The organism is Variovorax sp. J22R115, from assembly GCF_030317005.1.
In the GTDB taxonomy this organism is placed as follows: domain Bacteria; phylum Pseudomonadota; class Gammaproteobacteria; order Burkholderiales; family Burkholderiaceae_C; genus Variovorax.
This window is the reverse complement of record NZ_JASZYM010000021.1, coordinates 47567-60923: the sequence shown is the minus strand read 5'-3', so window position 1 is coordinate 60923 and position 13357 is coordinate 47567. Positions and strand designations below refer to the sequence as shown.

Here is a 13357-nt window from a genome sequence, read left to right as displayed (position 1 = left end):
TTCTCGAGACTGAAACCATTTTACCGACTGGTCCGCCGGTCGCGGTCTAGGGGGTTCCCAGACCCCCGATATGCGGCCTTACCGCTGTTCGGCCGCCTCGAAGCCGGCCTCGCGCAATGCATCCAGCACGGCAGACAGGTGCCCGCGGCCGCGGGTCTGCAATACCAGCTCGATGTCGACGTTCTGGGCCGCCAGCATCGTGAACGCGCGCTGATGATGCACTTCGTCGATGTTGGCACCTGCTTCCGCCACCGTGGCCGTGATATGAGCCAGGGAGCCCGGCACGTCGCGCGCACTGACCCGCACCCTCGCCAGCCGCCCGGCCCGGACCATGCCCCGTTCGATGATGGCCGCGAGCAGCAGCGGATCGATGTTGCCGCCCGACAGCACGAGCCCGACCCGCTTGCCCTTGAAGCGCTCCGGATGCCGGATCAGCGCGGCCAGTCCGGCGGCTCCCGCGCCTTCGACCAGCGTCTTCTCGATTTCCAGCAGCATCAGGACAGCCTGCTCGATGTCGCCCTCGTCGACCAGCAGCAGGTCGTCGACGTGGCGGACGATGATGTCGCGCGTCAGCACCCCCGGGGTCCCTACGGCGATGCCTTCGGCGATCGTGCTGGCGCCCTGAGGATGGTGCGTGCCCTGCACCGCGTTGACCATGGCCGGAAAGCGCGTCGTCTGGACGCCGACGATCTCGATGCCGGGCTTGCGGGCGCGTGCGGCGATCGCCATGCCGGCGATCAGCCCCCCGCCGCCGACCGACACCACCAGCATGTCGAGATCGGGCACGGCATCCAGCATTTCCAGCGCCACGGTGCCTTGGCCGGCGATGATGGCTTCATCATCGTAGGGATGGACGAAAGTCAGGCCTTCGCGTTCCGCCAGTGCCAGTGCGTGGGCACGAGCGGCATCGAGCGTGTCGCCGTGCAGCACGACTTCGGCGCCGAAGCCGCGGGTCCGCTCGATCTTCACGCCGGGCGTGAAGCGCGGCATCACGATGAGCGCCCGCAGCCCCAGCCGCTGTGCGTGGTAAGCGACGCCCTGGGCATGATTGCCGGCCGACATGGCGATCACGCCACGCGTGCCCCCCTCGGAGAGGTCCACCAGCTTGTTACATGCGCCGCGTTCCTTGAACGAGGCAGTGAACTGCAGGTTCTCGAACTTGAGGAAAACCTGCGCCCCGACGATTTCGGAGAGCGTGCGCGATTCGACGCAGGGCGTGTCGAGAAGCTGCCCGTGTAGGCGCTTCGCGGCGCGTTCGATGTCTTCGATTCCAACCATCGGCGGAATTGTGGCCGGAATTGCAACTTCCGGGCTGTTACCCGTCGTGAGGCTTCCCGAAGCCAATACTCTGCGTTATGGTCGCGCTCAGATTCAGTTTCCGTTCAATGGGGGATTCCCGATGGTCAAGCGTTCCGGCGTCGATGTCCTGGCTGCGGTTCCCCGCGGCCATGCATTGCCATCGCCCGGACTCAAGGAAGCACCGGTGCTGGAACTCATGTGTTCGCATTTCGTGCTCACCCTGGCGGCCAAGCAAGGCCCGCGCTTCAACGTGCGCCGCGACCTCAACGGATTGCTTTCGCTGACCGGACGCCATCTTGTCTGGCCCTTGCCGGTGCTCCAGCGCTTGCGCGAGTTCCTGGGGCGCCGCTGCGCCGGCAACGAGATCTGGAAGGGCGTCGAGGACTACGATGGCCGCACCCTGCTCGAACGGCACGGCGTCTGGCGCGGCCCTTATGAAGAGGGCACGCTGTTCTTCTACCTGGATGAATATGCCAAGGACCAGCCGAAGGACCTGCTGTCGGTGCTGTCGGTCACGCGCGACTGGCTCACGCATGCGCTGCGCAAGCAGTCCACCCTGGTCGAAAAGAACATCGACGCGCTTGCCGGCCTGCTGCAGCTCAACAAGGCCGAACGCGCGCTGCTGTTGTACGGCACGCTTGCACGCTATCAGCGCGACCTGCGCTCGCTGCTGGTCGAGTTCAAGGTCAACAACGCGCCGGAGGCCTACGCGGCCATCGCGGAGGTGGCCGGCGTCAACGCCAGCGAGGTGGGAGAGGCGCTGCGCGCGGGCTCGCGCCTGGAGCGCATCGGCCTGGTCGAGAATCTGATCTCCGAGCACAACATCACCGATCTCGCAGATCTCATGAAGGTCAGCGAAAAGCTCCCGCCGGTGCTGATGCGCGAATACCGCGACCGCAATGAGCTGATGGCCGTGTTCACGCGCCCATCCGCCAAGAGCGCGTTGTCGGTGCACGATTTTTCCTTCGTCGAGGACGATGCCCAGATGCTGGTCACGCTGCTGCGCGCGGCAGTGGCGCGCAAGGAGCCGGGCGTCAACGTGCTGCTCTACGGCCCGCCCGGCACCGGCAAGACCGAACTGGCCAAGGTCGTCGCGCAGGCCGCCGGGCTTGAGTTGTTCGAGGTGGAATACGCCGACCGCGACGGCAACTCGCTCTCGGGCCGCGACCGCTACCGCTCGCTGCAGATCGCGCAGGTGTTCCTCAAGGGGAGCGAGCAGGCCGCGCTGCTCTTCGACGAAGTGGAAGATGTCTTTCCGCCGATCAGCACCGAGGCCGCGCAGATCATGGCGCGCGCCGAGCAGATTCCGTCGCCGACCAGCGGCAGCGTCAGCGGCAAGGCGTGGGTCAACCAGATCCTTGAATCGAATGCCGTGCCGACGCTATGGGTCACCAACCGCATCGAGCAGATCGATCCGGCGTTCCGTCGCCGCTTCGCCTATCACCTGGAACTGAAATCGCCACCACCCGGCGCGCGCGAGCAACTGGTGCGCAAGACGCTCGAAGGCGTTGCGGTGTCGGAAGCCTTCACGGCCAAGCTCGCCGGACGCAAGGGTCTGACACCCGCGCAGATCCGCACGGCAGTGCGCTTCGCGGAACTGGCGATGACCGATGGCAGTTCGGTCGAAGTTCTGATCGAGCGCCAGCTCAAGAACGCCGATCTGGCCCTGGGCACGCTCGACACCCAGGGCGCGCGCCGCAGCGTCACGACCTACGACCTCGAGATGCTGAACGTCGAGACGCGCTTCGAGATTCCGCGCATCGTCGAGGCGCTCAAGGTGCGCGGCCACGGCACCCTGTGCTTCTACGGCGCACCGGGAACCGGCAAGACTGCGCTCGCCGAGCACATCGCCAAGGCGATTGCCCGGCCGCTGATCGTCAAGCAGGCGAGCGACCTCATGAGCAAGTACGTCGGCGAGACCGAGCAGAACATGGCCGCCATGTTCAAGGAGGCGGAGGCCGAGAAGGCGATCCTGCTGCTCGACGAGGCCGACAGCTTCCTGCAGGATCGCCGCGGCGCGCAGCGCACCTACGAGGTGACCGAAGTCAACGAGATGCTGCAGGGCATGGAGCGCTTCGACGGCATCTTCGTGTGCACCACCAACCTGCTCGACCGCATCGACCAGGCGGCGTTGCGGCGCTTCACCTTCAAGATCAAGTTCATGGCCCTGACTGGCGAGCAGCGCGAGCGCATGTTCGTCACCGAGGCGCTCGACGGCGACGCGATGCTGCTCACGAGCGAGATCAGGTATCGGTTGGCCAAGCTCCCGCAGCTCTGCCCGGGTGACTTCGCGGCCGTGAAACGGCAAACGGATATCCTTGCGGTTTCGTTCTCGGCCAGCGAGTTTCTCGACCAGCTGGACGCCGAGCATCGGATCAAGCCCGAGGTGCGCGAATCGCGCGGCATCGGCTTCGTCCAATAACACCGACATGACGGCAGCGCCGGATCCGGCGCGCGCAGGGGATTCACAGATGAGGGGTTTCCGGACCATGGGCCGGGCGCGCAGCGCGGCGGCCGTTGCCATGCTGGCGATCGTTGCCGTGCTCGCCGGATGCGGCGGAGGTGGAGGAGGCGGTGCCGCCGTGCCCTTGGGCGTGGCGCTGGTGGCGCCCGCGACGGCGAACGATGAGCCGGCCGTTGCGTCGTCCAGCGTTGCCGGCCAATGTGCCGCGCCGCGCTTCGGCGTCGATCCCGACACGGGTGCCGCCTTCCCCGACCAGCCCGGGTCGGTCGCCACCGAGAAGAGCTGGGTCCGCGCGTGGATCGATGAAACCTACCTGTGGTTCGACGAGGTGCCGTCCGTTCGGGCCGCCGACTTCGCGACGCCCATCGATTACTTCGGCGCACTGAAAACGCCCAAGCTCACGGCGAGCGGCAACGCCAAGGACCGCTTTCACTTCACTGCGGACACCGCGGACTACCGCGCGCTGTCGCGAAACGGCATTGAGGTTGGCTATGGGTTCGAGCTTGCCTTCCTGAGCGCCGCGCCGCCGCGCGACCTTCGCGTCGCGTACACCGAACCCGGTACGCCGGCGTCTCAGGCGGCGATCGGCCGTGGCGCGAAGGTGATTGCCGTCGACGGCATCGACGTCGCCGAAGGCGCGGATGTCGCCGGGCTCAACGCGGGACTCAGGCCGGCGCGCGAAGGCGAGGCGCACAGCTTCACGCTGCGTGCGCCGGACGGCATCGATCGCACCGTCACGCTCACCGCCACCCGCATCACACGCACGCCGGTCCAGAACGTGGAGACGATCCCGACGCCCAGCGGGCGCGTCGGCTACCTGCTTTTCAACGACCACATGGCCACCGCGGAAGTGCAGCTCATCGCAGCCGTCAACCAGCTCAAGGGCGACGGCATCGTCGACCTGGTGATCGACATGCGCTACAACGGTGGCGGCCTGCTCGACATCGCGAGCGAGCTGGCCTACATGGTGAGCTCCCCCGCTGCGACGACTGGCACGGTGTTCGAGCGACTGCAGTTCAACAGCAAGAACCCGTTCCGTCTCACGGCCGCGCAGATGATCGTGCCCTTCCGGTCGACTTCGCGCGGTTTCTCGACCCCGGCGGGGCAGCCCCTGCCGCAACTCGGGCTGTCGCGCGTCACGGTGCTGACGGGTCCGGACACCTGCTCCGCCAGCGAGTCGGTCGTCAACAGCCTGCGAGGCGTGGGCGTGGCGGTCAACCTGATCGGCGACACCACCTGCGGCAAACCGTACGGGTTCTACCCGGAAGACAACTGCGGCACCACCTACTTCGCGATCCAGTTCCAGGGCGTCAACCAACAGGGCTTCGGCGACTACGGCGACGGCTTCGCACCCACCTGCACCGTGGCCGACGACTTCGGCCACGCGCTGGGCGAACCCGCCGAAGGCCTTCTTGCTGCGGCGCTCGGCTTCCGCGCCACCGGCGCCTGCCCGGTGCAGGGGCCAAGCAAGGCCGACGTCGGCCGCAGCAAGGCCGAGACGGGCAACGTGCCCTATCTGATCCGGCCGCCGGCACGTGAGAACCGCATCGTCACACGCCCGTAGCGCCCAACCAAAGCGGGCCCCTTCCAGAAACACCGCGGATCCGGCTCTGCCGGGCCGCTGGTATTGCCCCCGGCAGGGGGTGGGCGTCTACACGAAGTGAGTAAGCCTGGGGGCGAGTCAAAAACTCGCGCAGACTCGCAGAACGTCCGCGCCGTAGGCCTCGAGCTTTTTGCCGCCGATGCCGCTGATGCCCTGCAGATCCTCGAGCGTGGCCGGCGCGCGCTCGGCGATGGCGGCGAGCGTCGCGTCATGGAAGATCACGTAGGCCGGCAGGTTGTGCTCGCGCGCCACCTCTCCACGCCAGGCCTTGAGGGCGGCGAACCGAGCCTGGCCCGAAGCATCGAGTGACGCCGCAGCGGGCGAGGGCGCGCCGCGCGACGTCTTTTCGCGCCGGGGCTTGCGCTCGGCCGGCGACGACACCGATTCGCGCAGCATTACCGGCGTCTCGCCCTTGAGCACCTCGCGCGAGCCTTCGGTCAGCTGCAGCGTATTGAAGGCCTGCGCATCGACCGACAGCGCGCCCGTCGCGATCAATTGGCGCAGCACGCCGCGCAACTGCGGCTCGCTGAACTCGCTGCCGATGCCGAAGGTGCTCACCCGTTCGTGCCCGAACTGCTTGACCTTCTCGGTCTCCTTGCCGCGCAGGATGTCCATGATGTGACCGGCACCGAAGCTGATGCCGCTTTGCTGCTGCACGCGGTAGATTGTCGAGAGCAGCTTGCGCGCCGCATCTGTCCCGTCCCACACCTGGGGCGGGTTCAGGCAGTTGTCGCAATTCCCGCAAGGGGTGCTCTTTTCGCCGAAGTAGCCGAGCAGCCGAACTCGCCGGCAATCGCTGGCTTCTGCAAGAGACAGCAATGCGTCGAGCTTGCCGCGCATCACCTGCTTGAATTCCTCGCCGGCGGGACTCTCGTCGATCATGCGGCGTTGGTTCACCACGTCCTGCAGGCCGTAGGCCATCCAGGCGTCGGCCGGTGCGCCGTCGCGGCCGGCGCGGCCTGTTTCCTGGTAATAGCCCTCGATGTTCTTCGGCATGTCCAGGTGCGCGACGAAGCGCACGTCGGGCTTGTCGATGCCCATGCCGAAGGCGATGGTTGCAACCATCACGATGCCCTCGTCGCGCAGGAAGCGGTCCTGGTGCTTCTGGCGCAGCGAGGCGTCCAGCCCCGCGTGATAAGGCAAGGCGTTGATACCCGCATCGCACAGCGTCTGCGCCACGTCCTCCACCCGCTTGCGCGACTGGCAATAGACGACGCCCGCGTCGCCTTCATGCTCGCGTTCGATGAAGCGCAGCAGTTGCGTCGTGGCTTCCTTCTTCTCGACGATCGAATACCGGATGTTGGGCCGATCGAAGCTGGAGACGAACTGGCGCGCTTCTTCGAGCTGGAGCCGCTCGACGATGTCCGCACGCGTCAGCGCGTCGGCCGTGGCGGTGAGCGCGATGCGCGGCACACCGGCATAGCGCTCGTGCAGCACCGTCAGCGCGCGGTACTCGGGCCGGAAATCGTGGCCCCACTGGCTCACGCAATGCGCTTCGTCGATGGCGAAGAGCGCGAGCTTGCCGCGCTCCTTGAGCGAGTCGAGCTGCGAGAGAAAGCGAGGCGTCGTCACGCGTTCGGGCGCGGCGTAAAGCAGCGTGATCTCGCCGCGCAGCATCCGGCGCTCGACGTCTTGCGTCTGCTCCCAGTCGAGCGTGGAGTTGAGGAAGGCCGCGCTCACGCCGGCTTCGTGCAGCGCGCCGACTTGGTCGTGCATCAGCGCGATCAGTGGCGACACCACCACCGTCACCCCCTGACCCGCGCGCTGGCGAGCGATGGCGGGGATCTGATAGCACAGCGACTTGCCGCCCCCCGTGGGCATCAGCACCAGCGCATCGCCGCCGGCGGTGACGTGGTCGACGATCGGCGCCTGCGGACCGCGGAAGGCCGCATAGCCGAATACCTCCTGGAGTATCTGCAGGGGCTCGGGCGAGGAAGCTGTGAGTGGCAAGGCGGACAAGATGCTATGGTTTTGATAGCTGCTCGCGCCCGCGCGGAGCGGGGATTGAAGCCCGGGTGGGCTCCGAACAGCACGCGACCTCCCGGACCGCGTGGCCCCGATTGTCTCAGCCTTGTCCGCAGCCTCGCCTGGCGCCGTGCCGGATCAGCGGATCGCCACTGGATTGATCATCGATTGCACCGCGCCCTGGTACTTGTTTTGGCCCAGCACGAACATGAACTCGTAGGCCTTGTCCTTGGCCAGCTCGGCGGTGTTGATGTTCTCCAGGATGTAGGTGCCGCTCATCGGCAGCAGGATCTGGTGAACGCCGAAGATGCCGCCCTCCTTGTCGCCGTCCTTCTCGAAAGGAATGACCTCCACCGCCCAATTGTCCGCGCCGACCGCGACGACGCCCTTGGACACGAGGTAGCGTGCGCCTTCGCGACCGAGGCCCGGTTCCACCGAGCCGAAGCGCTTGGGGTCCTTGTCGATCAGGCTGAGCCAGCCGGTGTGGAAGATCACCACGTCGCCCTGCCGGATATCGACACCCTGCTTCTTCGCGACGGCATCGATCTCCGCCTGATTGAACGCCGTGCCTTCCTTGACAACCTCGACGCCGTAGTGCGCCGCCATGTCGAGCATCACGCCGCGCGCGACCATGGGCGGGATTTTCTCGATACCGAGCTTCTTCAGGCCGCCGATGGTCGCGAACTCGCCCCACTTCGCGCCGTTGTAGTAGCGGTCGCCCACGCCGATGTGGCCCAGTCCGTCCAGCTGTGTGCCGATGCCGGTCCAGCAATTGAGGATGTCGTCGTTGTAGGTGGTGTGCGTGGGGCCGAGGCCGTCCGCCGTGCCGGTCTGGCCCGGCTGCACGATGTAGATGGAGCAGGTGCGCGGCGGAAAGGCCGGCGTCGTCGTGCTCACCGTGATGCCGAGCGAGTAGACCTTGCCCGTCTTGACCAGTTTCGCGGCCTGCAAGGCCGTGGCCGCCGTCATGTAGTTGGCCGCCCCGATCTCGTCGTTCGGCCCCCATTTGCTGGGATACCAACTCGTCTGCGCCGTGGCAGCAAGACCCAAGCCCAGCGCCGCCGCGCTGATCAATCCCATCCGTATCCGCTTCATGCTCTTCTCCTGGTAGGTGTGAAAACCACTCCCTGATCAAGCAAAGCCGTGAAATTCAGATCCTCGCGCGCAGCAAGCGCTTCAGCAGTTTGCCGTTGGGGTTGCGCGGCAGTGGCTCGGGGCTCCATGTGAAGCTCTCGGGCACCTTGTAGTCGGCCAACCGTTGCGCGCAGTGCTGCCGCAGCGCAGCCTCGTCGATGGTGATGCCGGGCGCATGGACGAATGCGTGAACCCGCTCGCCGAGCACCGGGCAGGGCTTGCCGATGACCGCGGCCTCGACCACGCCGGGCCAGGCCATGAGCACGTTTTCCACCTCGACCGAATAGACCTTGTAGCCGCCCCGATTGAGCATGTCCTTCTTGCGATCGAAGATGCGCACGAAGCCTTCCGCATCCACCGATCCGAGGTCGCCCGAATGCCAGAAGCCGGCGGTGAACGAATCGGCCGTGGCCTGCGGATTGGCCCAGTAGCCAGGCACCACCATCGGGCCGCCGATCCAGAGTTCGCCGGTTTCGCCGGGCGCGACTTCGTGGCCCTCTTCGTCCATCACGCGGATCTCCGCCGCTGGCAGCGCCACGCCCACCGAATCGATGTGCGCGCGGGTCAGGCCGGCCGGCATCATCGTCACCGGCGAGGTGGTTTCGGTGGCGCCGTAGGCATTGAGCAGCGTGAGGCCGGGCAAGCGCGCGGCGAGCGCGTCGATCGTCGCCACCGGCATCGGCGCGCCGCCGAACCCTCCGATGCGCCAGCTCGACAGATCCTCGCGGTCGAAGCCTTCGCTCAGCAGGCACAGCTTGTACATGGCCGGCACCATCAGCGTGTGGCTGACACGCTCGCGCGCCACCAGTTGCACGAAGGCATCGGCCTTGAACTCGGGCACGACGATCACCGCCCCGCCGACTTGCCACATCGACGCGATGATCGCGATCAGCCCCGTCACGTGGCTGGCCGGCACCGCCAGCGCCGAGCGGTCGTCGGGCCGCAGGTCCATGCACGACTGGAAATGCAGCGCGGAGTGCGCGATCGACAAGTGCGTGAGGAGGGCGCCCTTGGGATGGCCCGTGGTGCCTGAGGTGTAGAGGATTACCGCGACGTCGGTTTCGCGCGTTGCCGCCGCGGGTGGTGGCGTTGGCGCGGATGCGGCCAGCGCCGCCAGGCCCGATGCAGCAAGGCGCAAGGTCAGTGCCGGCGCCTCGACAGCATCGGGTAGCCGTTCGCCGAGTTCGTCATCGAAGGCAACGGCCTTTGCACCGCACTGCACGGCGATGTAGGCCAGGCCGGGCCGCTGTTCGCGAATACCCACCGGCACCGTGATGGCGCCCAGCCGCTGCAGGGCCAGCAGCACCAGCAGGAATTCCGGGCGGTTGCCCATGAGCATCAGCACCCGCTCGCCGGCTTCGATGCCTTGTGCCGCGAAGGCTGCCGCCAGGCGGTCGGCTGCGTCGCCTGTCTCGGCATAGCTCCATCGGCGGCCCTCGAAGACCATCGCGTCGTGCTGCGGTCGCATGGCGCGTGCGCGCTCGAACGTCGCATGCAGGCTGGTCGGCCGCTCCGCGAAGCAACGCACGATGCGGTCGCCGTACAACGCCTCATGCCGCATTGCCGGCACAGGAAAGTCGCGCCAGTGGTTCATGCGGTTGACTTCACCAGGTTGGCGCCGCGCTCGATGACGACTTCGCTGTCGACGATGCGCCGCGAGTGGTTGAGGTCGCTCTGGGCCATCAGCACGGAAATCTCGCTGCCCTTCAGCCCGGCGATCACTTCGCCCAGCCGCCTGGAAAGCACGGGCGCCACGCCCTCGAAAGGCTCGTCGAGCAACAGCAGGCGTGTGCCCACCGCGAGCGCGCGTGCCAGGGCCACCAGCTTCTGCTGGCCGCCGGACAGCAGCAGCGCGCGGCGCGTCCGCATTTCGAGCAATTCCGGCAACACGCGGTAGACGAGGGCCAGCCGCTCGGATTCAACCAGGGACTTGTTCACCCACACCGGCACCAGGATGTTTTCTTCCACCGTCAATTCCGGCACCAGGCCGCGGTCCTCCGGCATGTAGCCGATGCCGAGCGCGGCGCGCGCGTGAGGCGGGAGTTCCGTCAGGTCGCGGCCGTGAAAGAGGATGCGGCCGCGCGACGGCTTGAGATGGCCCATCACGGCGCGCATCAGCGTCGTCTTGCCCGCGCCGTTGCGCCCGACCAGCCCGACCATGCGGCCGCTGCCGACGGCAAGCGACAGTCCGCGCAAGGCCTCGACCGCCTGGATCGAGACATGCAGGGATTCGATCTGCAGCATCGCTTGCCTACTCCTGCAACAGTTCGCCGGTGACATAGCGGCGCACGTCGTCGGTGGCCAGCGCCGCCAGCGGCGTGTCGTCCGCAATGATGCGGCCGCTGTAGAAGGCCACCACGCGGCTCGCGTAGCGCTCGACGATGTCCATGTCGTGCTCGACGAAAAGCACCGTCATCGCTTCCTGGCCGAGCGCCGCCATGATGGTTTCCATCATCGGGAACTTCTCTTCGGCCGACACGCCGCTCGTGGGCTCGTCGAGCAGCAGCAGCTTCGGCGCAGCCGTCAGCGCCATCGCGATGTCCAGCAGCTTGCGCACGCCGCCCGGCAACTCCGCGACACGGCGCTGCCGGTGCTCCGTGAGCCGGAAGCGCTCCAGCAGCGCATCCGCGCGGTCGAGTGCTTCGCTGCGCCGTGCCGGCTGCCAGAAGCTCAGCCGCTGGTCGTGGCAGGCGTTGGCGACAAGCATGTTGTCCAGCGTCGTGAGATCGCCGTAGAGCTGCGGAATCTGAAAGGAGCGCGCCACGCCCAGCCGGGTGATCGCGCGCGGCGCCAGCGCCGTGACGTCCTGGCCGTCGAGCGTGATGCGTCCCTCGTCGGGCTTCAGGTAGCCGGTGATCATGTTGACGAAGGTGGTCTTGCCGGCCCCATTGCTGCCGATCAGGCTCACGCGCTCGCCCGCGGCGATCGCGATGCGGATGTCCGCCGCGGCCACCACGGCGCCGAAGCGCTTGCTGACGCCGTGTGCCTCCAGCATCGCGCTCATCGGCCGCCACCCTTCGTCCACAGCGAACCGAGGCCCCTCGGCAGGAAGCGGATCACGAACAGCAGGAACAGGCCCAGCGCGAGCTGCCAGGTGTTGGGGAAGTAGGCGCTGGAGAAGGAGCGCACCACTTCGAGCACCGTGCTCGCCAGGAACACTGCGGCCACGCTCTGCCAGCCGGCCAGGATGGCGACGAAGACGAATTCGCCCGAGGTGGTCCAGTAGCTGAAGTTCGGCTCGACGTGGCCCAGCGACATCACCGCTAGCGCACCGCCCAGCCCGCCGCAGAAGGCCGCGAGGATGAAGTTGATGGTCATCGCCTGGCGCACCGAGCCGCCCAGGTACTCGACGCGCAACTCGTTCTCGCGCACGGCGAGCGTCACCAGTCCGCGCGTGCTGTCGAAGAACACCCGCGCCAGCAGCGCCATCGCGGTGGCGATGCCGATGGTCACCACATAGAGGATGTAGCCCACGCGCGCATCGGGCAGCTTCCGGCCCAGCAGCGTAGGGCGGCCCATGTTGAAACCGTCGGAGCCGCCCAGCGCGTCGAGTTTCATCAGCAGGCCGTAGGTCACCATCGACAGGGCCAGCGTCAGCATCGCGAAGAAGATGCCGCGATAGCGCGACAGCAGCGGCGCGAAGGGCGCAGCGATGACCACTGCCGCGACCCCTCCGGCCAGCGCCAGACCGAGCGCATCGGTGAACCCGAGCTTGTTATAGGCCAGCGCCGCCGTGTAGCCGCCGGCCGCGAAGAGCATGCCTTGGCCGAAGGGCACCACGCCGCCGCGCATCAGGCAGACGATGCCCAGCGAGACCAGCCCGTTGGCGGCCGACATGGTGACGAGGAAGGTCAGCCAGCGCGGGCTGAACCATCCCGCGACGGCCAGCAGTGCGAAAGCGCCGAGGCCGAGCGCGGCGCCACGCCAGGCGCTTGCCGGGGCGCGGCGCATCGGGGCGGTGGCGGACGGTTTCAGGATCGCTGCCATCCGCTCAGATCCTGCGCGCTTGCGTGCGCTGGAACAAGCCTTCGGGCCGGAACATCAGCACCACGGCCATGACGATGTAGATGGAGAACAGCTCGGCCACCGGCACCACGTGCACCGCGAAGGACCGGGCCAGCCCGACGATCAGCGCGCCGATCGCTGCGCCCTCGATGCTGCCCAGGCCGCCGATGATGACCACCGCGAAGGACACGATGATCACTCCCACCGACACGCCCGGCTGCACCGAGATCATCGGCGCGGTGAAGGCGCCGCCGAGCGCCGCGAGGAAGATCCCGACCGTGAAGGCGAGCATGTACACGCGCGACACGTTCACGCCCATGCTCGATGCCACCTCGGCGCTGTGGATCACCGCCAGCATGATCTTGCCCTGCCGGGTGCGGTTCAGCCCCCACCACACCGCCACGCCCACCACGACCGCCAGCGCCACCAGCGCGAAGTCATAGCCGACCCAGCTCTGTACGCCCAGGTCGAGATTGCCGAACAGGCCGTAGGGCTCCGAGACGTAGTACGGATTCGCGCCCCAGATCAGCTTGGTCAGGTCCTCCATGATCAGGAACATCGCGTAGGTCACCAGCACCAGCAGCACCTCGTCGCGGCCGTAGAAGAAGCGCAGCAGCCCGCGCTCGGTGAGCGGCGCCAGCACCACGGCCACCGCCACTGCGGCCAGCAGCATCGCCACCAGCGACAGTGCTGGCGCCCACTTCAGGCTGGCACCCCAGCCGACGAAACTGGCCGCCGCATAGGCGCCCACCGCGTAGAAGCTCCCGTGCGCGATGTTGAGGATCTTGAGCACGCCGAACACCAGCGTGAGCCCGAGCGCGACGATGAACAGCCATGACGCGTAGGTCAGGCCGTCGATCAGGATCGTGGCGGCGGTGTGCACGTCA

10 protein-coding genes are annotated in these 13357 nt (G+C 67.2%); 2 read left to right on the top strand and 8 right to left on the bottom strand.

The window, feature by feature from the left end; translation table 11 throughout:
- Positions 1 to 78: 78 nt before the first annotated feature.
- Positions 79 to 1278 (bottom strand): threonine ammonia-lyase, encoded by a 1200-nt coding sequence (locus QTI04_RS29240; RefSeq protein ID WP_286618728.1) that lies wholly within the window; start codon positions 1276 to 1278, stop codon positions 79 to 81.
- 121 nt (positions 1279 to 1399) lie between these two features.
- Here QTI04_RS29240 and QTI04_RS29235 point away from each other — a divergent pair, with 121 nt between their 5' ends.
- Positions 1400 to 3721, top strand: a complete 2322-nt coding sequence (locus tag QTI04_RS29235; protein WP_286604775.1) for an ATP-binding protein — start codon at positions 1400 to 1402, stop codon at positions 3719 to 3721.
- A gap of 49 nt (positions 3722 to 3770) precedes the next feature.
- Positions 3771 to 5327, top strand: a complete 1557-nt coding sequence (locus QTI04_RS29230; protein ID WP_286618727.1) for a S41 family peptidase — start codon at positions 3771 to 3773, stop codon at positions 5325 to 5327.
- A gap of 117 nt (positions 5328 to 5444) precedes the next feature.
- Here the strand turns inward: QTI04_RS29230 and recQ are convergent, their stop codons facing one another.
- The 7 genes from recQ to QTI04_RS29195 all read right to left on the bottom strand — a co-directional run bounded on the left by recQ (position 5445) and on the right by QTI04_RS29195 (position 13353).
- Entirely contained in the window at positions 5445 to 7316 is a 1872-nt protein-coding gene (recQ, locus tag QTI04_RS29225; RefSeq protein WP_286618726.1) for a DNA helicase RecQ, read from the bottom strand.
- Positions 7317 to 7469: 153 nt separating this feature from the next.
- Positions 7470 to 8426, bottom strand: a complete 957-nt coding sequence (locus tag QTI04_RS29220) for a cyclase family protein (protein WP_286604779.1) — start codon at positions 8424 to 8426, stop codon at positions 7470 to 7472.
- Between the two features lie 55 nt (positions 8427 to 8481).
- Positions 8482 to 10059, bottom strand: a complete 1578-nt coding sequence (locus QTI04_RS29215) for a class I adenylate-forming enzyme family protein (RefSeq protein ID WP_286618725.1) — start codon at positions 10057 to 10059, stop codon at positions 8482 to 8484.
- Positions 10056 to 10709 (bottom strand): ABC transporter ATP-binding protein, encoded by a 654-nt coding sequence (locus QTI04_RS29210; protein WP_286618724.1) that lies wholly within the window; start codon positions 10707 to 10709, stop codon positions 10056 to 10058. Before QTI04_RS29210 ends, QTI04_RS29215 begins: the two co-directional genes overlap by 4 nt.
- Before the next feature lie 7 nt (positions 10710 to 10716).
- Positions 10717 to 11469, bottom strand: coding sequence for an ABC transporter ATP-binding protein (locus QTI04_RS29205; protein WP_286604785.1), 753 nt, complete (start codon positions 11467 to 11469; stop codon positions 10717 to 10719).
- A complete protein-coding gene (locus QTI04_RS29200) occupies positions 11466 to 12452 on the bottom strand; it encodes a branched-chain amino acid ABC transporter permease (RefSeq protein ID WP_286618722.1) in 987 nt (328 codons plus the stop codon). The genes QTI04_RS29205 and QTI04_RS29200 overlap by 4 nt, the downstream gene beginning before the upstream one ends.
- A 4-nt stretch (positions 12453 to 12456) precedes the next feature.
- Entirely contained in the window at positions 12457 to 13353 is an 897-nt protein-coding gene (locus tag QTI04_RS29195) for a branched-chain amino acid ABC transporter permease (protein WP_286618720.1), read from the bottom strand.
- Positions 13354 to 13357: the final 4 nt, after the last annotated feature.

Excerpts from the sequence above, each read along its gene's own strand:
- QTI04_RS29200 (WP_286618722.1), bottom strand. The coding sequence starts at position 12,452 with ATGGCAGCGATCCTGAAACCGTCCGCCACCGCCCCGATGCGCCGCGCC.
- QTI04_RS29210 (WP_286618724.1), bottom strand. The coding sequence starts at position 10,709 with ATGCTGCAGATCGAATCCCTGCATGTCTCGATCCAGGCGGTCGAGGCC.
- QTI04_RS29220 (WP_286604779.1), bottom strand. The coding sequence starts at position 8,426 with ATGAAGCGGATACGGATGGGATTGATCAGCGCGGCGGCGCTGGGCTTG.
- QTI04_RS29215 (WP_286618725.1), bottom strand. The coding sequence starts at position 10,059 with ATGAACCACTGGCGCGACTTTCCTGTGCCGGCAATGCGGCATGAGGCG.
- QTI04_RS29230 (WP_286618727.1), top strand. The coding sequence starts at position 3,771 with ATGAGGGGTTTCCGGACCATGGGCCGGGCGCGCAGCGCGGCGGCCGTT.
- QTI04_RS29235 (WP_286604775.1), top strand. The coding sequence starts at position 1,400 with ATGGTCAAGCGTTCCGGCGTCGATGTCCTGGCTGCGGTTCCCCGCGGC.
- QTI04_RS29205 (WP_286604785.1), bottom strand. The coding sequence starts at position 11,469 with ATGAGCGCGATGCTGGAGGCACACGGCGTCAGCAAGCGCTTCGGCGCC.
- QTI04_RS29240 (WP_286618728.1), bottom strand. The coding sequence starts at position 1,278 with ATGGTTGGAATCGAAGACATCGAACGCGCCGCGAAGCGCCTACACGGG.